This is a genomic window from Paenisporosarcina sp. NPDC076907 (assembly GCF_050269735.1).
Classification (GTDB): Bacteria; Bacillota; Bacilli; order Bacillales_A; family Planococcaceae; genus Paenisporosarcina.
This window is the reverse complement of sequence record NZ_JBNNIX010000002.1, coordinates 271,880-294,357: the sequence shown is the minus strand read 5'-3', so window position 1 is coordinate 294,357 and position 22,478 is coordinate 271,880. Positions and strand designations below refer to the sequence as shown.

Below are 22,478 nucleotides of genomic sequence, written 5' to 3'. Positions count from 1 at the left end.
TAGTATATACATTATATAAAATATATACAACAAAAGGAGAGATTAGTAGTGAATAACGATGCAAGTCGATTACAAAGTGATTTACAAACCATTGTGACAACACTTAGCCCAGAGATATTACAAGACACTCTCGCCCTAAGATTGGAAGAAGTTCTTTATCGCTACCATATTGAACATCGTGCATCGCAAGATTTAGAGAATGATATGCAGGACAAGCTGAATTTGTTTTTATCATCCAAACGACTTGAAGGATTATCGGAAAATACTCTTAAAGATTATAAGATGGAGTTGGATTTGTTCATTAAGCAAAATAATAAAGCTGTAGTTCAAATACAAACACCAGATATACGGAATTATTTGGCTTCCCTGAAAAATGTTCAAACATCCACAATTGGTAAGAAGTTGACCGTATTGAAAAGCTTTTTCGGCTGGATGGTACGGGAGGAAATGTTACTGAGAGATCCTACCGCTAAAATAAAGACTCCGAAAAAGAAAAAACGATTGCCTAAAGGATTGTCTGTGGAAGAGTTGGCATTTGTTCGAGAAATTTGTGAAACTAAGCGTGAACGAGCACTTATTGAGGTATTTTACTCTACTGGGTGTCGCCTATCTGAATTGGCTAGTATGGATAGAGACCGTATTAACATCCAAGATATGAGCACCACTGTCATCGGTAAAGGTAATAAAGAGCGAGTTGTCTATTTGACATGGACAGCCCTGTATCATTTGAAAAACTACCTTAAATCCAGAGATGATGATTGTGATGCTGTTTTTGTTACACAGCGAAAGCCTTATCGTCGTATGAAAAATCACACGATACAAGATGAAATCGATAAAATTGAACAACGAGCAAACTTGAAGAAGAAATTGACGCCACACATTATGCGCCATACACTAGCACAAAACATGTTAGACAACGGAGCGAGTCTTGAAGAAGTTCAGAACATCCTCGGACATGAGAACATAGGAACAACTCAAGTTTACGCTCAGGTATCGGAAGAACGTAAGCAACAAGCTCATAAAAGATATGCTTAGAGCGTCCACAAAGGGCGTTCTTTTTTATTTATAAGGAGGAAATAAATTGGAACACATAGAAATAGTAGGATTTTTTCTATTCGGTGGTGTAAAGTTTTTACATTTACTAGTTTTATTGATGTTAGTCGACATCATAACAGGAATAGCTAAAGCAATAAAAAAGGGAAATTTGTGGAGTAGAAAAAGTTTGTTTGGATACGCACGTAAGTTGTTAATATTTGGTGTCATTATCCTTGCCAATGTGATGGATCAAATTTTAGGTATGGGTGGAGCAATAACATATGCAACCGTTATTTTTTACATTGCTAATGAAGGTCTTTCAATTACAGAGAATTTGGCTCAATTAGGAGTGCTTGTACCCTCAAACTTAGTTGAAAAACTAAAAGTCATTGAAGCAAGAAAGTCCGATACTCCTAGCCTACCAAAACAAATCGGAGAAGAGTTAATCGGAACAAAAGTGGACGAGCAGCTTAAAGAAGGTGAGAAAAAATGAAAAAAGTTACATGGTCAGCTGGACATGGACTTACTACACCAGGAAAGCAAACTCCTGACGGTCAAAAGGAATGGACGTTCAATGATAAAGTAGTACGTGCTGGAATGGCTTTCCTTGCCCAATTTGAAGGCGTTGTTCAACTGAGACTAGACGACCCATCAGGAAAACTCGATATTCCTCTGAAAGAACGTAGCAATCAGGCAAACTCCTGGAGGACGAATGTTCATGTTGATGTTCATCATAACGCTCAGGACAGTGAATGGAATTCAGGTAGTCTTGGAATCGAAACTCTTGCGATGCAGGGTACGGCAAACTATGCGGAATCACTTAAACTTGCCCAATTGGTACATCCGAAATATGTGTCAGCAATGGGTTTAAAAGATCGTGGAATCAAGTCAGCTAATTTGCATATGCTCCGAGAAATCAAAGCACCTGCAATACTAACAGAGGGTGGTTTTATGGACTCACGAGTTGATGTTGCTGCTATGAGAAATGATGAGCTATTGAAAACTCAAGGTGAAGCGATTGCTCTAGGAATTGCGGAATATTTGGATTTGAAACTAAAAACCGAGGTGAAAGCTGTGTCAGAACAAAAACTATCTACAGGACAACAAGCATTGATTGATGAAGCTAAACGACTCAAATTAACGGATGGTAACGATCCATTAGGTGAGGTTAATCGCTTGTATTTATTTAGTGTTATTGTTGGATTGGCTCAAAAAGTGGAAGCGTTGGAAAAGCAATTAGCGAATAAATGATGGATGGATCACTCTTTAATGGGTGGTCTTTTTTTGTTTAACCAAAAGAAAAACCCAACCACTATAATGGAAGGGTTTACTGTTTTAGCTCAATCTCTATGGTTTCGTCGAAGATGTAACCGTACTCAATTTGCATTATGGGGGAACCTTTTTCAAGGTCTTCTTTATTCATTTTAAAAACCACTTTTCCAGATGTAGTCATACCAGGATTTAAGTCGCCAAATTCAATATTAGCTAGTTCTGAGGAATATACCAGACTATCATTTTTGATTTTGAAAAAAGTCTTACTTGGATTGATGCTAGAACTACTAGTATTTACAATTTCAAAATGAAAGGTGTATTGATTATCTGCATAGTTTGATCCCATTAATTCAAAGGTAAAGTCTTCAAACTGAACTGATTCATGTTTAAAACCATTTAATTTTTCTTCAGTCTGTCCCTCAATACTCATGAATGCAATAAAAATTCCAAAGAGAACAAGCATTAAAGTAACTAATGCTGCCTTTTTATCAATCATAATTTCTTTGAATTTTGACTCCTTCAAAACATTCCACTCCATCCAGTTTTTTCTTATTATAAGACAAGTACGAATCAATTTGTGAAAAGTTTCGAAATACTTTAACTTAATAGCTAAATGAACGTGGTGCTTACTAATAGCCCACCTTAAAAAATAATAATCAAATGTATGTAAAATCCTTTAAATACATCAAGTGAATATGAAAATAGAGTTATGACTGTATGTTGTAGCTCTATTTTTTTAGTTAATTTTTTAGTTGATTAGTGGAATCATATTGGAATACATTGACACTTCATTATAGGTAAGGTAATATCATCTATAAATAAAACGAGCTAAAAACAGTAAATAAAGATTGCTTCATACCCAACAAACAATTTAACAATTACAAGCCTATCAGCCTTTCAATTCGAAACATTGATTTATTGTCAATGTTAACTCGGAGTTCATTGCAATGATTGCCGATAAAATTCGATTGGAAAATATGGCTAGTTAATATTAAAGCACAGATGTCGATTTTTTGGCATCTGTGTTTTTTTCCCCCTGTTCTATGGAAAAAGATGCATATATTAGGGAAGAGAGGGTAAGTAAAAACTATACATATAGACAAGGTGTTGACGATAGATGATGAGAGTTCCGATATATGCACATCGAGGTGCATCTGCATATGCACTTGAAAATTCATCTGCCGCTTTTACAAAAGCGATTGAACTGGGAGCAGATGGGTTAGAAATTGATTTACAGTTAACAAAAGATTTAGTACCCATTGTTACTCATGATTCTGACTTTTGGCGGTTAGCAAAAATCCGAAAAAATGTTTCGTCAATGTATTATGAAGAAGTAAAGAAATTAAGATTAGGCACCTCTTTTTGGCGGTTGGTGAATGGGGATTCTATTCAGACTTTCGAAGAAGTATTGGGGTTTGCTGCAAAAAACGAACTCGCTCTTAATGTTGAGTTAAAAGAAACATTTTTGAATGCTCCAGAACAAATTGATCTTCTGTTTAAACGGTCGTACAGTCATTTGAACATTCATTTTTCTTCGTTTCATTATGAGTTGCTAGAACGAATTAAAAAATGTAATCCGATGTTGCAGACGGCATATATCGGCACGAAAAAAACAAATTGGGAAGAACTTGGTCGATTGACTGCAGCTGATGCACTCCATATGCATAAAAGACATTACAATCAGAAAAAACTCGATTTGGCGTTTAAATCGAACATGCCTTTACGTTTTTACGGAATTGATGGGAATGAAAAATATTTAGTTGATCCGCACCCGGTAGTATTAGGTTGGATTACGGACTTCCCGGATAAAGTATTAATGAAACAATTAAAAAAGGAATCCTGAGCGAACTCGGGATTCCTTTTTTTATGAAATTTTTAACGTTTGAGTGACTGTCATCAAGGCTGTTTTTTTGGTTTTTCTTTAGCGAATTTTGCTTGCACTTTGCCATTTTTTCGATCTCTATGCAATAAGAAACCTGCAAAAAACCCAAAACCAATAACTAATAAAGCAATCCCGATTAGTAATTGTAACCATAGAAATGGGATGGGACCAATTAATTTTCCGAAAATAGTATCACGTATAAGTTTAATACCACCGGCCGCCATCAATCCGGGAATCAATAATACAAGAAAGGCTAACATTCGTACCAATAGTATTCATCTCCTGCTGCTGTATTTAAACGGTAATGATAATGAAGGCTTGTGATAATTAATATCGAGTATAGTGCACCTACCATGCCAAATGAGCGCAAATTATGAAACCACAATGATGTGTTTTCATAATTTGCGGGACCATTCGGACTGTAAGGCTAAGCAATTATACGATAGAGGATAACGTTATTAATCAAAACCGAAAAAATTTTAATCTATTCTAGTTTAACATGAAAACAAATTTTCGTTCCATTTTACTAGCCGCGAATTCGTTGCATAGAACTTGTCGGTAAGGTATGATAAAAGAAAGTTTTGCAATAGATTGCACAGGATGAAAGAGGGATTTGAATGTCTTTGCAAAATGTTTTAATAATTGGTGGCGGTGTTGGTGGTACTGCCATTTTAAAGTTGTTACTATCAGCTGAATTTTTTTGTGTTAAGCGAGTAGTAGATATTAACGAACAAGCACCGGCCATTCAGATTGCCAAGGAGAATAACATTCCGGCAAGTGCGGAGTGGAAGCCGTTTTTAACAGAAGAGTTACATATGATATTTGATTTGACAGGCCAGCCAGAGGTTTTCGAAGAGCTTTTGAAGGCACGCCCAGCCCGTACCGTGTTAATACCTGGTGCAGTTGCGAATATGTTGATCCGTTTGTTGCGTGAGAAAGATCATTTCATTCAAACAATCCGAGAGGAAACCCATAAGCAACAATTAATTTTCAATTCGATTGAAGAAGGCATGATCGGTATTGATGCTCGAGGATACGTCAATTTCTTCAACAAAAGTGCTGAACGCATGACGGATATTTCGATGGAGCGAGCATTGGGTAAACCCATTTATGAAGTGATTCCTTCTAGTGAATTACCCCGAATTTTTGAGACGGGTCGAACGGAAGTCAATCGTGAATTAATGCTAAGCAATGGCACGAAAATTGTCACTTCCAGATTTCCTGTCATAGATGAAAAAGGCGAACGTATTGGTGCATTTTCAGTATTCAAAGACATTACGGAAGTCGTAAATTTAGCAGGAGAAATAACCAATTTAAAAGAGATTCAGACCATGCTTCAAGCAATTATTCAGTCCAGTGACGATGCCATTTCCGTTGTGGATGAAGAAGGTAAAGGTCTTTTAATTAATCCAGCCTATACAAGAATAACAGGTTTGCAAACGGACGATATTATTGGAAAACCAGCCACTGCAGATATTAGCGAAGGGGAGAGTATGCATTTAAAAGTATTGCAGACACGTAAGCCCATACGCGGAGTCAATATGCGAGTTGGTCCTTTAAAAAGAGAAGTCATTGTAAATGTTGCGCCGATTATCGTTAACAACCGATTGAAAGGTAGTGTAGGCGTCATTCACGATATGACGGAAATCAGTTCATTGATGAAAGAACTGGACCGCGCACGAAGCATAATTCGAACTTTGGAATCGAAGTATACTTTTGATGATATCATTGGTGATTCACATGAAATGCGAATTTCGATTGAACAAGCTAAATTGGCAGCCAAAACACCAGTTACCGTCCTTTTACGGGGAGAATCGGGAACTGGAAAAGAACTTTTTGCCCATGCGATTCACAGTTCGAGTGATCGGAAATACAATAAGTTCATTCGTGTAAATTGCGCGGCTATTGCCGAACATTTGCTTGAGAGTGAATTGTTTGGTTATGAAGAAGGAGCTTTTGCCGGAGCAAAACAAGGTGGCAAAAGAGGACTTTTTGAAGAAGCCAATCATGGCAGTATCTTTTTGGACGAAATCGGTGAACTTTCAAGTAATACGCAAGCGAAATTACTTCGCGTATTGCAAGAAAATGAAATTGTTCGCGTTGGTGGGACGAAATCAATTCATATTGATGTAAGAGTAATCGCAGCAACCAATATACATATGGAAAAAGCGATGCTTGAAGGCAAGTTCAGGGAAGATTTATATTATCGATTAAATCGAATGCCGATACAAATTCCTCCATTAAGAAATCACAAACAGGATATTCCAGCGATTGCTGAACGTTTATTGGTGAAGCTTAACCAGGAGTATGGTCGAAATGTGGAAGGTATATCTGAGGTAGCCATGCAAAGACTGATTGTTTACTCTTGGCCGGGAAATGTACGCGAACTGGAGAATATCATCAGCAGGGGGATGATTTTCATGAAGCCTACTGAATCCATTTTGGATGATCATCACTTGCCGTTGTCCATGTTGAAACATCAGGAACCTGACTCTAGCAAACCAGCGCAGGAAATTCTGCCTCTTGCTGACCAAATGGAACGTATGGAAAAAGAAATTCTTTCTTCTTCACTGGAAATGGCAAAAGGGAACAAATCAAAAACTGCCAAACATTTAAGTATCTCGCTTCGAACTTTATACTATAAATTAGAAAAATATGGGCTTGAATAGTATTGTGTGCAATAAATTGCATGGTTTGCAATCATTTGCATACCTAAAATGACGAATTCTTGCCAAATAAAGCGTTTTCACGATTGTTATCAGGGTACTTTTTATGCTTAAATTATGAATGTTGAGGTGATTCCATTGAATCTAAATGATTTAATCCGACAAGCTTCTTCTTCCGACGATAATGTAGTTGCTGTTGCATCTGCTGCTAGCTTGGAAGTACTTGAAGCAGTTAACTTGGCCATTGAACAAGATATGGCGAGTTTCCGTCTATATGATGATGAACACAAATTAAAAGAAATGATGGTCATACACTATCCCCACTTGTTGCATCATCCGAAAATTTACACACAACATGTAAAAGATGATCAACAAGCAGCGATTGCGGCAGTCAAAGCTGTCCATTTGAATGAAGCGAATGTATTGATGAAAGGTCATATTCCAACAGCTCTTATCCTTAAAGCGGTGTTGAATCCAGACTTTGGACTCAGAACTGGAAGTGTACTTTCACATGTTGCAGCTTTTGAAATAAATGGTTTTGATCGTTTAATTTTCGTAACGGATGCTGCTATGAACATAGCACCTGATTTACAGCAAAAAGCACAAATTGTGCAAAATACTGTTAAAGTAGCTCACGCAGTAGGTGTCGAAACGCCAGTCGTTGCCCCACTTGCAGCTGTAGAGACAGTAAACCCATCTATGCAACCGACTCTGGATGCAGCCGCTTTAGTAGCGATGAATATAAGAGGACAAATCAATGGCTGCGTGATTGATGGACCTGTTGCTCTGGATAATGCAATTTCAGTTGAGGCAGCTCATCACAAAGGTTTGAAAGGTCCTCACGCTGGACAAGCGGATATTTTGCTTGTACCGAATATTGAGTCTGGCAATATTTTATACAAATCACTTGTCTATTTTGCCCGTGCAAAAGTTGGCGCAGTGATAGTAGGAGCAAAAGCTCCGATTGTCCTGACTTCTCGGTCTGACAGTGCAGAGAGTAAATTAAACTCTTTAGCACTAGCAATTTGTACATCTAAGAATTAATGTACGACCAACTCAAAGGAGGAATTTAAAATGGAAATTTTTAAATATATGGAGACTTATGATTACGAACAATTGGTATTCTGCCAAGATAAAACTTCTGGTCTAAAAGCAATTATCGCAATTCATGATACAACATTAGGACCTGCACTTGGTGGTACTCGTATGTGGACTTATGCTTCTGAAGAAGATGCTATTGAAGATGCACTTCGTCTTGCTAAAGGTATGACTTACAAAAATGCAGCAGCTGGATTAAACCTTGGCGGTGGTAAAACGGTTATTATCGGTGATCCATTAAAAGATAAAAACGAAGAAATGTTCCGTGCTTTCGGTCGTTTCATCCAAGGCTTAAATGGTCGATACATCACTGCAGAAGATGTTGGTACTACTGTAGCGGATATGGATTTAATCCATGAAGAAACGAATTACGTAACTGGAATCTCACCTGCATTTGGTTCTTCAGGTAACCCATCTCCAGTAACAGCATACGGTGTTTACCGTGGAATGAAAGCTGCAGCAATGGAAGCATTCGGCAGCGATTCACTAGAAGGCAAACGCATCGCAGTTCAAGGTGTTGGTAACGTTGCATATAACTTATGCCGTCACTTACACGAAGAAGGCGCGAAATTGATTGTTACGGATATCAATAAAGCAGCAGTTGATCGTGTAGTTGAAGAATTCGGTGCTACTGCTGTAAATACAGATGAAATCTACTCTCAAGATGTAGACATCTTTGCTCCATGTGCACTAGGCGCAATTATTAACGACGAAACAATTCCTCAATTGAAAGCAAAAGTTGTTGCTGGAGCAGCTAACAACCAATTAAAAGAAACAAAACATGGTGATCAGTTGCACGAACTTGGTATCGTATACGCACCTGATTATGTAATCAACGCTGGTGGCGTAATTAACGTTGCTGATGAATTGAACGGTTACAACCGTGAACGTGCAATGAAACGTGTAGAAACAGTTTATGACAACATTGCAAAAGTAATGGAAATTTCACGTACTCAAGGAATTCCAACTTACGTAGCAGCTGACCGTTTAGCTGAAGAACGTATCGCTCGCGTTGGTAAATCACGCAGCCAATTCTTACAAAACGGCAAACATATCTTAAGCGGACGTTAATTTAAAAAAAGTAAGAACAGATACTTTCATTTATGGTTGTATCTGTTCTTATCTTTAAAGACATTTTTGGGAGGAATCATTGTGCAAGAACATTCATATCGCATTCTTGTCATCAACCCGGGTTCCACATCTACAAAAATTGGTGTTTTTGAAAACGATGTTTTATTGATGGAAAAAACGATCCGACACTCTTCTGAGGAAATCGGACAATTTTCTTCTATCATTGATCAATATGAATTTCGTAAGCAAACCATTTTAGAAGCCTTGGATGAAGAAGGAATCAATATTTCGAAGTTATCCGCTGTTTGTGGCAGAGGTGGACTCCTTCGTCCGATTGAAGGCGGAACTTATGCGGTAAATGACGCAATGCTAGTAGATTTAAAAAAAGGATACTCAGGTCAACACGCTTCCAATTTAGGTGGGATTTTAGCATTTGAAATTGCAACAGGTTTAAATATTCCATCTTATATTGTCGATCCAGTGGTCGTCGATGAGTTGGCTCCGATTGCACGTATTTCAGGATTCTCGTTAATTGAACGAAAATCGATATTTCATGCATTAAATCAAAAAGCTGTTGCACGACGATATGCTAAAAAGTGCGGCAAAGCCTATGAAGACATGAGACTGATTGTCACTCATATGGGTGGCGGTATAACAGTCGGTGTTCATGAAAATGGGCGAGTAATTGATGTAAATAATGGTTTACATGGTGATGGACCTTTCAGTCCTGAGCGCGCAGGCACAGTTCCTGCAGGCGATTTAATCGACCTTTGTTTCTCGGGGGAATATTATCGTCACGAAATTATGAAAAAATTAGTCGGTCAAGGTGGACTTGTCAGTTATCTTGGAACGAATGATGCAGTAGCGGTTGAAAAACGCATTGCAAAAGGCGACAAAGAAGCTGAACTTGTTTACGAGGCAATGGCTTATCAAGTTGCACGTGAAATCGGCTCAGCAAGTGCCGTACTTGAAGGTAAGATTGACGCCATCATTTTGACGGGTGGACTAGCTTATGGCAAAGATTTTGTTGAAGCAATTTCAAAACGCATCAACTGGATCGCTGATGTTGTTGTCCAGCCTGGTGAAAACGAATTGCAAGCACTATCTGAAGGTGCCATTCGCGTATTAAACGGTGAAGAACAAGCAAAAGTATATCCGAACCTCAAATAAAAGGAGGCCGAAAGTTATGGCTCACAATTACGATATCGTTATTCTTGGAGGCGGAACAGGCGGGTATGTAGCAGCAATCCGCGCGGCTCAATTAGGACTTAAAACAGCAATCGTTGAAAAAGGGAACTTAGGTGGAACTTGTCTACATAAAGGCTGTATTCCAAGCAAAGCCCTACTTCGCAGTGCTGAAGTATTTTCGACAACAAAAAATCATGCAGCTGACTTTGGGGTAAATACAGGAGAAGTTTCATTGGATTTCTCACGTGTACAAGCTCGTAAAGAAAGCATCGTGTCACAACTTCATCAAGGTGTTCAAGGATTGATGAAAAAAGGGAAAATTGATGTATACGAAGGTACAGGCAGAATGTTAGGACCTTCAATTTTCTCCCCATCTCCAGGCGGCACGGTTTCTGTTGAAATGAACAATGGTGATGAGAATGAAATGCTTATCCCGAAAAATGTCATCATCGCAACTGGTTCACGTCCACGTACACTACCTGGATTAACAATTGATGGAACGCATGTCATGAGTTCTGATGAAGCACTTGCTATGACAGAATTGCCAAAATCGATTTTAATCGTTGGTGGCGGTGTCATTGGAATTGAATGGGCTTCTATGTTGAATGATTTCGGCGTTGAAGTGACTGTCATTGAATATGCTGATCGCATCATTCCTACAGAAGACGCTGACATTTCAAAAGAAATGCAGAAGTTATTAGCGAAAAAGGGCATTACATTTGCAACAAGTGCAAAAGTTTTACCGGAAACATTGGAAACAGCAGAAGGAAGTGTAACGATTTCTGCCGAATTCAAAGGAGAAACAAAAACATTTACTGCTGAGAAAATGTTGGTATCGGTTGGCCGTCAAGCGAATGTTGAAGGCATCGGAATCGAAAATACGGATATCGTAGTCGATAAAGGATTTGTCCAAGTAAAAGACACATTCCAAACAAAAGAATCACATATTTATGCAATTGGCGATGTAATCGGAGGATTACAGTTGGCACACGTTGCTTCTCATGAAGGAATTACGGCAGTGGAACACATTGCTGGTCAAAAAACGCATGCGATTGATTACAACTTGGTATCACGCTGTATCTACTCAAATCCTGAAGCAGCTAGCGTTGGAATTACTCAACAGCAAGCAAAAGATCAAGGGTTTGATGTGAAAGTTGGTAAATTCTCTTTCAAAGCCATCGGTAAAGCGCTTGTTTACGGTGAATCAGACGGCTTCGTGAAAATTATTGCCGATAAAAAAACAAATGATATTTTAGGCGTACACATGATTGGACCACACGTGACAGATATGATTTCTGAAGCGGGTCTGGCTATGGTTCTAGATGCAACACCATGGGAAATTGCGAGCACAATTCACCCGCATCCAACACTTTCAGAAGTGATGGGCGAAGCTGCATTGGCAGTAGAGGGTAAAGCAATTCACATGTAAAAGATCACAGATTAAAAGGGGGATGTACAGATGACAAAAAATCGTCATGAAGAACTAGGGTTGTCTAATGATGACGTACTGAAAATTTTTGAAACGATGCTTATGGCACGTCGAGTGGATGAGCGTATGTGGTTATTAAACCGCGCTGGGAAAATTCCTTTCGTTATTTCTTGTCAAGGTCAGGAAGCAACACAAGTAGGTGCTGCTTTCGCACTTGATAACACAAAAGATTATATTGCTCCTTATTACCGTGATATGGGTGTTGTTTTACACTTCGGTATGACAGCTCGTGACTTAATGCTTTCAGCTTTTGCAAAAGCGGAAGATCCAAACTCAGGTGGACGTCAAATGCCTGGTCACTTCGGTCAAAAGAAAAATCGTATTTTGACAGGTTCTTCTCCTGTTACAACGCAACTTCCACATGCAGTAGGAGTAGCATTAGCTGGTAAAATCCAACAAAAAGATTTTATTACTTTCGTAACACTTGGAGAAGGGTCATCCAACCAAGGAGACTTCCACGAAGGATTGAACTTTGCTGGTGTTCATAAATTGCCTTGTATCACAATGGTAGAAAACAATAAATATGCGATTTCAGTACCTTATGACAGACAGGTAGCAGCTAAAAACGTTGCAGACCGTGCAATTGGTTACGGCATGCCTGGATTCACTGTTGATGGAACGGATCCTTTAGAAGTGTATAAAGTGGTTAAAGAAGCTGCAGACCGTGCACGTAACGGAGAAGGCCCAAGCCTTATCGAAGCGGTATCTCACCGTTTGACTGCTCACTCATCTGATGATGATCACCGTCAATACCGTACAGCAGAAGATCTTGCTGAAGGGCAAGCTGCTGATCCAATCGGGAAGTTCGCTGCTTATTTAACAGAGTTGAACATTTTGACTGAAGAACTTGAAAAAGAAATGAATGACCGCATTATGAAAGAAGTAAACGAAGCAACGGATTATGCAGAAAACGCGCCATATGCTGCACCTGAAGATGCTTTAAAATACGTCTATGCTGAAAAAGACGGGGGGAACGCATAATGGCAGTTATGTCTTATATTGACGCGATTACACTCGCAATGAAAGAAGAGATGGAACGTGATGAAAACGTATTCGTCCTTGGTGAAGACGTTGGTAAAAAAGGCGGCGTGTTCAAAGCTACTCAAGGCTTATACGATCAATTTGGAGAAGACCGTGTGATGGATACTCCGTTAGCAGAATCTGCTATTGCCGGTGTCGGAATCGGTGCAGCAATGTATGGAATGCGTCCGATTGCAGAAATGCAATTTGCTGATTTCATCATGCCTGCTGTTAACCAAATCATTTCTGAAGCTTCTCGTATTCGTTACCGTTCTAATAATGACTGGTCTTGTCCAATCGTATTCCGTGCACCTTTTGGTGGTGGAATTCATGGAGCTCTTTACCATTCACAATCTGTAGAAGCAATCTTTGCTAACCAACCAGGTTTGAAAATCGTTATTCCTTCAACACCTTACGATGCAAAAGGCTTATTGAAAGCAGCAATCCGTGATGATGATCCAGTTATGTTCTTCGAGCACAAACGCGCTTACCGCTTAATCAAAGGTGAAGTGCCTGAAGATGATTACACAATTGAAATCGGTAAAGCGGACGTAAAACGTGAAGGTGAAGACATCACAGTTATTACTTACGGTCTTGCTGTTCACTTTGCACTGCAAGCTGCGGAGCGTTTGGAGCAAGATGGTATTTCAGCTCACATTCTTGATTTGCGTACAATTTATCCATTGGATAAAGAAGCAATTATTGAAGCGGCTTCAAAAACAGGTAAAGTTCTTCTTGTTACTGAAGATAATATGGAAGGTAGCATCATGGGAGAAGTTGCAGCAATCATTGCTGAAAACTGCTTGTTTGATTTAGATGCACCAATCAAACGTTTAGCAGGACCAGATGTACCTGCAATGCCATATGCACCGACAATGGAGAAATTCTTTATGATCAATCCTGATAAAGTCGAAAAAGCAATGCGTGAACTTGCAGAATTTTAACCTGAAAGGAGGAGTTACAATTGGCAATCGAACAAATTAAAATGCCCCAGCTCGGTGAATCCGTAACGGAGGGAACAATCGAAAAATGGTTGGTCCAACCGGGTGATAAAGTAAACAAGTATGATTCACTAGCTGAAGTAAATACAGATAAAGTAACAGCTGAAATTCCATCGTCATTTACAGGTGTAATCAAAGAATTGATTGCAACTGAAGGTCAAACTTTGGAAGTTGGCGCTGTTGTTTGTACAATCGAGACAGAAGGTGGTGCAACTTCAGAAGAATCAACTTCTGAAGAGGTTCCTGCTGAAAAAGAAACAGCTGCTGAAATGCCAGCTGCTGAATCTAAAAAGGCTGCAGCTCCGGCTCCTGTACGTGAAAAAGGTTCGAAAGCACGTTATTCACCAGCAGTACTAAAAATTGCACAAGAAAACGACATCGATTTATCACTTGTTGATGGAACTGGTAATGAAGGTCGTATCACTCGTAAAGATTTGCTTGCGATTATCGAAAGCGGTAATATCCCAACGGCTAAAGCTGAACAAGTTGCTCCTAAAGCAGAAACAGCAGCACCGGCACAAAACACAGCTCCAGCTACTAAACCAGCGGCTGCACCTGTAAATGTACCAGTAGCTGTAGGTGATATCGAAATTCCGATTACAGGCATTCGTAAAGCCATTGCTGCAAACATGTTGCGTAGTAAACATGAAGCTCCACATGCGTGGACAATGATTGAAGTAGACGTAACAAATCTTGTTCAATACCGCGATTCAATCAAAAATGAATTCAAGAAAAAAGAAGGCTTCAATGTGACTTATTTCGCATTCTTCGTTAAAGCTGTTTCACAAGCTTTAAAAGAATTCCCAATGATGAATTCAATGTGGGCTGGCGATAAAATTGTACAGAAAAAAGACATCAACATTTCGATCGCTGTTGCGACAGAAGATGCTTTATTCGTACCGGTTATTAAAAATGCTGATGAAAAAACAATTAAAGGCATCGGTCGTGAAATCAATGAATTGGCAGGCAAAGTGCGTGCTGGTAAGTTGAAATCGGACGAAATGCAAGGTGGTACATTTACAGTAAACAACACCGGTTCATTCGGTTCAATTCAATCAATGGGCATCATCAATTACCCACAAGCAGCAATTCTGCAAGTAGAATCGATCGTTAAACGTCCAGTCATCATGGATGGCGGAATGATTGCAGCTCGCGACATGGTTAATTTATGTTTATCTCTTGATCACCGTGTATTGGATGGCTTGGTATGCGGACGCTTCTTAGCTCGCGTAAAAGAAATCCTTGAAAACATGACAAAAGAAAACACGTCTGTTTATTAAAACAAAAGTGTTAAGCGCCACTCAAGTACGACTCCAGCTTGGCGCTTGAAACTGGACATAAATATAACCCGATGCCGAAACTCTCGGTCATCGGGTTTTTTGTGCTTTAATCATAGCCCAAACTCAGTTAGACTAAGAGTGAGTAACAGATTCGAAGGAGGGAAGCGCAAGCGACCACATGACAATCGAACAAATGAAAAAGACATCTTTTCCGAAAGCGAATTTTGAAAATTGGCAAGAAGAAGCTGTTCGTACTTTAAAAGGGAAGCCGTATGAACAACTGATCACTCCAACATTTGAAGGCATCGACCTCCAACCACTATATACGGCTGAACATTTACAAAAGACATTGAATCATTCTGCCGTAATCTCGCATTCGAAAAACCAAGCAAATTGGCTAATTGCACAAACGACAAAAGCCAATTCTGCATCAGAATTCTTACATAAAGCAAAAGAACAATTAAGTCTAGGGAATGACATGATTGTCTATAAAGGCTCATTGTCTTCATGGACATGGAACGCCCATGAACTAGAGCAATTAGCTGAAATGTTGACTAACCATCCATTCCGTTTATCGATTCAAGCTAATGACGATCAAATCATGCAAGTATTTGACGGTATGACTGAACATCAGTTAAATGCACTGGTAGGATACGTTGATGGCTCCGTCTCAGCACCATCTCTAAACACAGTACTAACAACGAGCGCGATTCACTACGCTGGTGGGACGGCGATTCATGAACTGGCCAATGCATTGTTAGCACTTACGAAACACGGAGATTTAACAAAAGTAGCGGTACAATTTGAAATCGACACGAACTTCTTTATGGAAATCGCTAAATTACGTGCATTCCGCGTATTATGGAAAGCGTTTTCAAGTGCCTATAAACAAAACGAAAATGCGATTTCCGTCATTGCTAATACTTCATTGAGATCGTATTCAAAAATGGATTCGACCGTCAATCTACTAAGAGCCGGAAATGCTGCATTTTCTGCAGTGCTTGGTGGAGCGGATATCATTTCGGTTGTGCCTTATGATGAATTGACAGGGAGTTCACCGACTTCAGAGCGTATTGCCCGCAATGTACAACTGGTAATTCGTGAAGAGACCATGGTCAATAAAATAATTGATCCTTCGGCAGGTTCATATTATGTCGAATCTTTAACTGCGGAACTTGTTCGCCAAGCATGGGATTTGTTCTTGAAATTGGTGGAAATGAACCATTCAGAACAAGAAGAGTACTTGCTGTCACTGGCAAGAGATGTTCAATCATCTAGAACTCAGTCAATCGCAAAGCGTAAAGCTTCTTTAATTGGGACGAATGTTTATGCTAATCCGACAGATGCTGTCGCAACCTCACATTTAGATGATGAAAATGAAAGATTAGCGGTTCCTTTCGAACAGCTACGAAAATATTTTAGTGAACAACCTCTTCGAACTGCCGTAGTGATGTTTGGCGTTTTGAAAGACGTGAAACCAAGAGCTGATTTTGTCCAGGGATTCCTGCAAGCGGGTGGTTTGAACCCAGTTATGAGCCCGTTATTTGCAGATGCTCAAGATGCATGGCATTGGGTCAAATCTAACCAGATGGAATATGTGGTATTTGCAGCGAAGGATGAAATCACGAACGAATTTCTGCCGCAACTCTTAAAAGTTGCTGATCCATATACAATCATTGATGTTGCAGGTCGACATGCGGTTGAAAATCATTGGCGTGAACAAGGTCTGAATGGTTCAATTTTTGCAGGTCAGGATGTCATTGCTAAAATGCAGCAATTGATAGATGTTAAAAAGAACGGGGGCCACGAAAATGAAGCCTGATTTCAAAAAGGTTCAGCTGGACCAATTTGTCACACAACAACATGAGTCACAAGCATCTAAAGAATCCTACTTGACGAATGAAGGCATTCGTTTGGCTTCAAGATATTCAAAAGAAGATGTAGAAAAACTCGATCACATGTCGGATTTCCCGGGGATTGCACCAAATACGCGCGGGCCTTACCCTACGATGTATGTATCACGACCATGGACTGTCCGACAATATGCAGGATTTTCAACTGCGGAAGAAAGCAATGCCTTCTATCGTCGAAACTTGGCAATGGGACAGAAAGGGCTTTCTGTAGCCTTTGATTTGGCGACCCATCGTGGATACGATTCCGACCATGAACGCGTTACAGGCGACGTGGGAAAAGCGGGAGTAGCAATTGACTCAATAGAAGACATGAAAATATTGTTTGATGGCATTCCACTTGATCAAATGTCTGTCTCCATGACAATGAACGGGGCAGTATTGCCGATTTTAGCCTTTTACATTGTGACAGCTGAAGAACAGGGAGTATCGCATGAGCAATTAACGGGTACGATTCAAAATGACATTTTGAAAGAATACATGGTACGTAACACCTATATTTATCCACCAAAAATGTCGATGAAAATCATCGCGGATATTTTTGAATACACGTCGAAACATATGCCGAAATTCAATTCAATTTCGATTTCTGGCTACCATATGCAAGAAGCTGGTGCCACTGCAGATATTGAACTTGCCTATACATTGGCAGATGGATTGGAATATGTCCGTACAGGCTTGAAAGCAGGAATCGACATTGATTCGTTCGCACCCCGATTGTCGTTTTTCTGGGCAATAGGCATGAACTATTTCATGGAAGTAGCAAAAATGCGTGCAGCAAGAAGAATTTGGGCGCAAATGATGCAGACATTTGATCCGAAAAACCCGAAATCTCTAGCACTGCGTACGCATTCGCAAACGTCAGGATGGAGTTTAACGGAGCAAGATCCGTTCAACAATGTCACACGTACTTTAATTGAAGCCAATGCTTCTGCTATGGGTCATACTCAGTCCCTCCATACGAACGCACTGGATGAAGCGATTGCTTTACCAACGGATTTCTCTGCACGAATTGCGCGTAATACCCAGCTGTTCCTGCAGGAAGAAACAATGATGACGAAAGTAATTGATCCATGGGGCGGTTCGTATGCTGTCGAGAAGTTAACAGATGAATTGATGCAAAAAGCATGGGCATTAATTGAAGAAATCGAAGAGCTAGGCGGAATGGCAAAAGCGATTGAAACGGGATTACCGAAAATGAAAATCGAAGAAGCAGCCGCTAAAAAACAGGCGCAGATTGATTCGGGCAAAGAAATCATCATCGGTGTCAACAAGTTCCGACTGGCTGAAGAAGAACCAATTGATATTTTAAATATTGACAATACTGTCGTGCGTCAAAAACAAATTGAACGTATTGAAAAGATGAAACAAACGCGAAATGAAGAAGACGTGCAAATGGCATTGACGGCTCTTACAAAAGCAGCAGAAACAGGAGAAGAGAATTTATTGGCATGTGCTGTTCAAGCTGCACGTGCTCGTGCTACTTTAGGCGAAATTTCAGATGCGATTGAACGCGTATCTGGTCGACATAAGGCGGTGATTCGATCCGTGAGCGGTGTATACAGTTCAAACTTTTCAAATGAAGAGGAAATCCAGGCAGTAAAAGATATGACGGAAGACTTTAAGGAAAACGAGGGGCGTCGTCCAAGGATTTTAATTGCCAAAATGGGGCAGGACGGACACGATCGCGGAGCAAAAGTCATTGCTACTGCCTTTGCTGATTTAGGTTTTGATGTAGATATTGGTCCATTGTTCCAAACACCGGAAGAAACAGCGCGACAAGCGGTGGAAAACGATGTTCACGTCATCGGAGTCAGTTCACTTGCAGCTGGCCATATGACGTTGGTGCCTGCACTTCAAAGTGAATTGAAGAAAATGGATCGTGAAGATATTCTGATTGTGGTCGGGGGCGTTATTCCTGCTCAAGATTATGCATTTTTACGTGAAAATGGTGCCGCTGCGATATTCGGTCCAGGGACAGTCATTCCGGTTGCAGCAGGGAAAGTAATAGAAGAAATCTACAGAAGACTAGGTTATGAGGAAGTGAGCGAATAATGGAAGGTCAAGAGAACCAGCAGAATAGTACTATGCATGTAATGGGCGGATTAAAGTCAACTCATGACGGCATGGGGCAAACGTCTCGAAAGCAATTTCGACGATCTCACAAAAAAGAGATTTCTGTCGATGATTTTTCCCGCGAAATTCGTCAAGGTTCAAGGCTCCATTTAGCTAAAGCGATTACTTTGCTTGAAAGTACGGTAATGGAAGATAAACGAACTGGTCAACAGTTATTACAGGAATTACTGCCTCATACGGGGAAAAGTATTCGTATAGGCATCACGGGTGTTCCTGGTGCAGGAAAAAGCACATTTATTGAAGCGTTTGGGAAATATTTGTGTGAGCTTGGCTTTAAAGTGGCAGTACTCGCCATTGATCCAAGCTCGAGTCTGTCTGGAGGTAGTATTTTAGGGGATAAAACCCGGATGGAAGAGCTCGTTCGACACGAAAATGCCTTCATTCGACCTTCTCCTTCCGCAGGAACGCTCGGGGGCGTTCACAAAAAAACGCGTGAAACGATGTTGCTTTGCGAAGCTGCAGGTTACGATGTCATTTTGATTGAAACGGTTGGTGTGGGTCAAAGTGAAACAATCGTCCGGGGTATGGTCGATTTCTTTATGTTGTTGGTTTTGACAGGTGCAGGGGACGAGCTACAAGGAATGAAGAAAGGCATTATGGAATTGGCCGATTTATTGATTGTGCATAAAGCAGACGGGGACAATGCAAAAATGGCCAAAAAAACGGTTGCCGAATATGAGCAAATCCTTCATTTCCTGCAGCCTGCTAGTCCAGGCTGGACCACTAAAGCAATGCCTGTATCTTCAATTGAAAAACTGGGGATACGCGAAGTGTGGGAAGTAATCAGTTCTTTTCAAGAATCATTGATCGATTCTGGCGTATTTAATGAACGCCGCCAGTCTCAGACAAAAGAATGGTTCCATACAATGATTATGGATCGCTTAATGGATGAATTTTACGGAACCCCAGATACGAAATCTCAAGTAAAATTGCTCGAAAAAGAAATTTTACAAGGTGATAAGACCGTTTCCCAAGCAGTAGAAAATTTATTTACAAACACTAATAAAACATAGATTTTGCGCGACCATTCACGACCTGCTATTATTAATAGTGAAGTTTGAGAGGAGTTTTACAAATGAATATGGATTTTAACTTATTGATGAACGATATAGTACGTCAGGCACGTGGCGAAATGGAAGCAAGTGGCTATGAGCAATTGACTTCAGCAGAAGACGTTGATCAAGCATTTGCACGTCCAGGTACATCCCTAGTGATGATTAACTCCGTATGTGGTTGTGCAGGCGGCATCGCTCGCCCAGCAGCTGCGAATGCAGTGCATTACGACAAGCGACCAGATCATTTAGTAACTGTATTTGCAGGACAAGATAAAGAAGCAACAGCTCAAGCTCGTATGTTGTTTGGCGACGAACATTTGCCATCATCTCCTTCATTTGTTCTTTTAAAAGATGGACAACCTGTTGCTGAAATTGGTCGTCATGAAATTGAAGGGCACGATCCAATGTCAGTTATCACACACATCCAAGCACTTTTTGAAGAACATTGTGACGAGCTATAAGGAAAGGAAGAGCACTTAGTCAGTGCTCTTTTTTCTACTCTATTTATAGGTTGGCATTGTTAAACTTTATTGTTTTGTGGTTTTCGGTTGCCCCACGTTCCGAATGAGCCAACTTCGTGAGCTTCGTTGCCAAAAATATGAACAAAACTTCTTTGGACAAATTCTTTCCTCCGGGTTGCTAGGATCGCAAATGCATTCTATTTATTTTTAAGGCTATGATAAATGTTGTTGTTGATATTCCGCAAAACAGCTACGCTTTCCGCGGGCTTGCGCCGAACTAACTCGGACTTAATGTCCGAGTGGATTTCAGCACTTCGCTGTTCCCGCAGGAGTCTTCACTGTTTTGGCTCCTGCGATTACTCGTCGCAGAGATGCTTCATATCACTAGATCGTAAGTTAAGTCATTCGCCTGTTTACTTTAATGATTGTAGTAGAATGCGGCGACTCCAGCGGAATCAGCGTGTCCAAACTAGACCCCGCAGTGAGCACCGCGAATGAGGAGGCTAGTGGACCGCCCGCGGAAAGCGTCCGCATGGAACGAAAATCAACAATATCGTTTAAATTGAGCTATTTTTAAAAATTTCTGCTCATTTTAATACAGAATTTATTTATGGTGCTAAATAAAATTACTAAGTGTTTAACAAATGATTACACTGTAAGAAAAATCACTTTTCTTTTCGAAAGTTGGTGTATTATGAATTTCCGACGATTTAAAATCGGTTATCGGACATTAAAGACGGCTGTTGGTGCAAGTATTGCCATGCTCATTGCCATGTTTTTAAACTTAGACTATTACAGTTCTGCCTTTATTTTGACCGTTTTGTGCATTCAGCCAACGAAACGGAAGTCCGTCCGTGCCGTATATTCCCGCATTATTGCGAGCATCATCGGTGTGGGATTTGCTTTCGTCTTTTTTGAAGGAATCGCGTATCATCCACTCGTTTTTGGTCTTATTTTAATATTATTTATTCCAACTCTTGTTTCTTTAAGATTTCAAGATGGCTTTGTTTCGAGCGTTGTCATCCTTCTTCATTTATTCGACTCCAAAGAATTGACATGGTCACTGTTGTGGAATGAAGCTCAATTAATGGCTGTTGGTTTTGGCGTGGCACTACTAGTTAACACGTACATGCCGTCCATTGACAAGGATTTAAAAAACTTTCGTTTGGAAATTGAGTCCCTGTACTCGAAAATATTCCATGAAATTGCTTTTTATTTGAGAAATGGAGAGTCTGACTGGGATGGGAAAGAGCTTGTAGAAGCATCTGAAGTCATTGAAAAAGGAAAAGCTCTTGCTTACCAGGATGTTGAAAATCATTTAAATCGTAGGCAAAATCTGTACTATCTATACTTTGATATGCGCGAACAACAGTTCGAAATAATCGAAAGAGTGCTACCGAAAATTACTGCGTTGCCAGTCAATGTTTCGCATTGTTTCATTGTCGCAGATTTTATGGAAGAACTGGCAGATCACGTGCATTCCGGTAATACAGCTAACAAATTTATCTCAAAACTTGATGAAGTTAAAGAAGAATTTGCGAAAATGCCATTACCAAAAGATCATGAAAACTTTCTGGCGATGGCGGCATTGTACCAATTCATCGAGGAGATGGATCAATACTTGCACATCAAACGCAGTTTTGTTGGATTTAAAATGAAAAAAAAGACAGCTTCGAAGGAGTTATAACAATCCTTCGAAGCTGTTTTTTTAAAAGAATAAACTTAAACCAAACAATACACTTGATAAAGCCATCATGATAATCATTAAATAAATGATAAACTTGCGGAAATTTGCATTGCGCACGCGAAACAACTCCTTTACCCTAGCTAATCTTAAGTTTAGTAGAATTTGAAAAAATTCACAAGAGGTAGAGTTTTCAAAAAGAAATCGGTACAATAGAGGATGGAGAAAAC

At 39.9% G+C, this 22,478-nt stretch carries 20 protein-coding genes; 17 read left to right on the top strand and 3 right to left on the bottom strand.

All coding sequences use genetic code 11. The features are described from left to right. Positions 1-48: 48 nt before the first annotated feature. Genes ACQKEV_RS09080 through ACQKEV_RS09070 form a run of 3 tightly spaced genes read left to right on the top strand, consistent with a single transcriptional unit; the run spans position 49 to position 2,286 of the window. Positions 49-1,035 carry a tyrosine-type recombinase/integrase gene (locus tag ACQKEV_RS09080; RefSeq protein WP_427445796.1) on the top strand — a complete coding sequence of 329 codons (987 nt, stop codon included), beginning with the start codon at positions 49-51 and terminating at the stop codon, positions 1,033-1,035. 46 nt (positions 1,036-1,081) lie between these two features. Next, positions 1,082-1,528: a phage holin family protein gene (locus tag ACQKEV_RS09075; RefSeq protein ID WP_427445798.1), complete on the top strand. Its 447-nt coding sequence runs from the start codon at positions 1,082-1,084 to the stop codon at positions 1,526-1,528. Next, complete coding sequence (locus tag ACQKEV_RS09070; RefSeq protein ID WP_427445799.1) at positions 1,525-2,286, top strand: N-acetylmuramoyl-L-alanine amidase family protein; 762 nt, start codon at positions 1,525-1,527, stop codon at positions 2,284-2,286. Before ACQKEV_RS09075 ends, ACQKEV_RS09070 begins: the two co-directional genes overlap by 4 nt. 76 nt (positions 2,287-2,362) lie before the next feature. Here the strand turns inward: ACQKEV_RS09070 and ACQKEV_RS09065 are convergent, their stop codons facing one another. Then, positions 2,363-2,830 (bottom strand): hypothetical protein, encoded by a 468-nt coding sequence (locus ACQKEV_RS09065; RefSeq protein WP_427457845.1) that lies wholly within the window; start codon positions 2,828-2,830, stop codon positions 2,363-2,365. 594 nt (positions 2,831-3,424) lie between these two features. Between ACQKEV_RS09065 and ACQKEV_RS09060 the strand changes: the two genes are divergently transcribed. Next, positions 3,425-4,150, top strand: coding sequence for a glycerophosphodiester phosphodiesterase (locus ACQKEV_RS09060; protein WP_427445802.1), 726 nt, complete (start codon positions 3,425-3,427; stop codon positions 4,148-4,150). Positions 4,151-4,203: 53 nt separating this feature from the next. Here ACQKEV_RS09060 and ACQKEV_RS09055 read toward each other — a convergent pair whose 3' ends face one another. Beyond that, on the bottom strand, positions 4,204-4,458 hold the full coding sequence (locus ACQKEV_RS09055) for a DUF2627 domain-containing protein (RefSeq protein ID WP_427445803.1): 255 nt from the start codon (positions 4,456-4,458) through the stop codon (positions 4,204-4,206). Positions 4,459-4,806: 348 nt separating this feature from the next. Between ACQKEV_RS09055 and ACQKEV_RS09050 the strand changes: the two genes are divergently transcribed. The 13 genes from ACQKEV_RS09050 (at position 4,807) to ACQKEV_RS08990 (ending at position 22,251) form a co-directional block, all read left to right on the top strand. Next, the gene (locus ACQKEV_RS09050) at positions 4,807-6,858 is read left to right on the top strand and encodes a sigma 54-interacting transcriptional regulator (RefSeq protein ID WP_427445804.1); all 2,052 of its coding nucleotides are present in this window, start codon (positions 4,807-4,809) and stop codon (positions 6,856-6,858) included. 135 nt (positions 6,859-6,993) lie between these two features. Then, positions 6,994-7,899, top strand: coding sequence for a phosphate butyryltransferase (gene yqiS, locus ACQKEV_RS09045; RefSeq protein ID WP_427446243.1), 906 nt, complete (start codon positions 6,994-6,996; stop codon positions 7,897-7,899). A 30-nt stretch (positions 7,900-7,929) separates the two neighbouring features. Beyond that, complete coding sequence (gene bcd / locus ACQKEV_RS09040) at positions 7,930-9,024, top strand: branched-chain amino acid dehydrogenase (protein ID WP_424472072.1); 1,095 nt, start codon at positions 7,930-7,932, stop codon at positions 9,022-9,024. Positions 9,025-9,105: 81 nt separating this feature from the next. Then, on the top strand, positions 9,106-10,194 hold the full coding sequence (gene buk, locus ACQKEV_RS09035) for a butyrate kinase (RefSeq protein WP_427445806.1): 1,089 nt from the start codon (positions 9,106-9,108) through the stop codon (positions 10,192-10,194). Positions 10,195-10,210: 16 nt separating this feature from the next. Then, entirely contained in the window at positions 10,211-11,641 is a 1,431-nt protein-coding gene (lpdA, locus tag ACQKEV_RS09030) for a dihydrolipoyl dehydrogenase (RefSeq protein WP_427445808.1), read from the top strand. A 30-nt stretch (positions 11,642-11,671) separates the two neighbouring features. After that, on the top strand, positions 11,672-12,682 hold the full coding sequence (locus ACQKEV_RS09025) for a thiamine pyrophosphate-dependent dehydrogenase E1 component subunit alpha (RefSeq protein ID WP_427445809.1): 1,011 nt from the start codon (positions 11,672-11,674) through the stop codon (positions 12,680-12,682). After that, on the top strand, positions 12,682-13,665 hold the full coding sequence (locus ACQKEV_RS09020) for an alpha-ketoacid dehydrogenase subunit beta (protein ID WP_427445810.1): 984 nt from the start codon (positions 12,682-12,684) through the stop codon (positions 13,663-13,665). Before ACQKEV_RS09025 ends, ACQKEV_RS09020 begins: the two co-directional genes overlap by 1 nt. Before the next feature lie 20 nt (positions 13,666-13,685). After that, positions 13,686-15,002 carry a dihydrolipoamide acetyltransferase family protein gene (locus ACQKEV_RS09015; RefSeq protein ID WP_427445811.1) on the top strand — a complete coding sequence of 439 codons (1,317 nt, stop codon included), beginning with the start codon at positions 13,686-13,688 and terminating at the stop codon, positions 15,000-15,002. Between the two features lie 178 nt (positions 15,003-15,180). Continuing rightward, positions 15,181-16,824: a methylmalonyl-CoA mutase family protein gene (locus ACQKEV_RS09010; RefSeq protein WP_427445813.1), complete on the top strand. Its 1,644-nt coding sequence runs from the start codon at positions 15,181-15,183 to the stop codon at positions 16,822-16,824. Then, positions 16,814-18,967 carry a methylmalonyl-CoA mutase gene (gene scpA, locus ACQKEV_RS09005; protein ID WP_427445814.1) on the top strand — a complete coding sequence of 718 codons (2,154 nt, stop codon included), beginning with the start codon at positions 16,814-16,816 and terminating at the stop codon, positions 18,965-18,967. The genes ACQKEV_RS09010 and scpA overlap by 11 nt, the downstream gene beginning before the upstream one ends. After that, positions 18,967-20,061: a methylmalonyl Co-A mutase-associated GTPase MeaB gene (meaB, locus tag ACQKEV_RS09000; RefSeq protein WP_427445815.1), complete on the top strand. Its 1,095-nt coding sequence runs from the start codon at positions 18,967-18,969 to the stop codon at positions 20,059-20,061. Before scpA ends, meaB begins: the two co-directional genes overlap by 1 nt. A gap of 62 nt (positions 20,062-20,123) precedes the next feature. Next, a complete protein-coding gene (locus tag ACQKEV_RS08995) occupies positions 20,124-20,564 on the top strand; it encodes a BrxA/BrxB family bacilliredoxin (protein WP_427445817.1) in 441 nt (146 codons plus the stop codon). Between the two features lie 694 nt (positions 20,565-21,258). Next, entirely contained in the window at positions 21,259-22,251 is a 993-nt protein-coding gene (locus tag ACQKEV_RS08990; protein WP_427445819.1) for an aromatic acid exporter family protein, read from the top strand. A gap of 21 nt (positions 22,252-22,272) precedes the next feature. On the opposite strand, the gene prli42 is transcribed toward ACQKEV_RS08990, so the two are convergent. Next, on the bottom strand, positions 22,273-22,368 hold the full coding sequence (gene prli42, locus ACQKEV_RS08985) for a stressosome-associated protein Prli42 (protein WP_424472050.1): 96 nt from the start codon (positions 22,366-22,368) through the stop codon (positions 22,273-22,275). Positions 22,369-22,478: the final 110 nt, after the last annotated feature.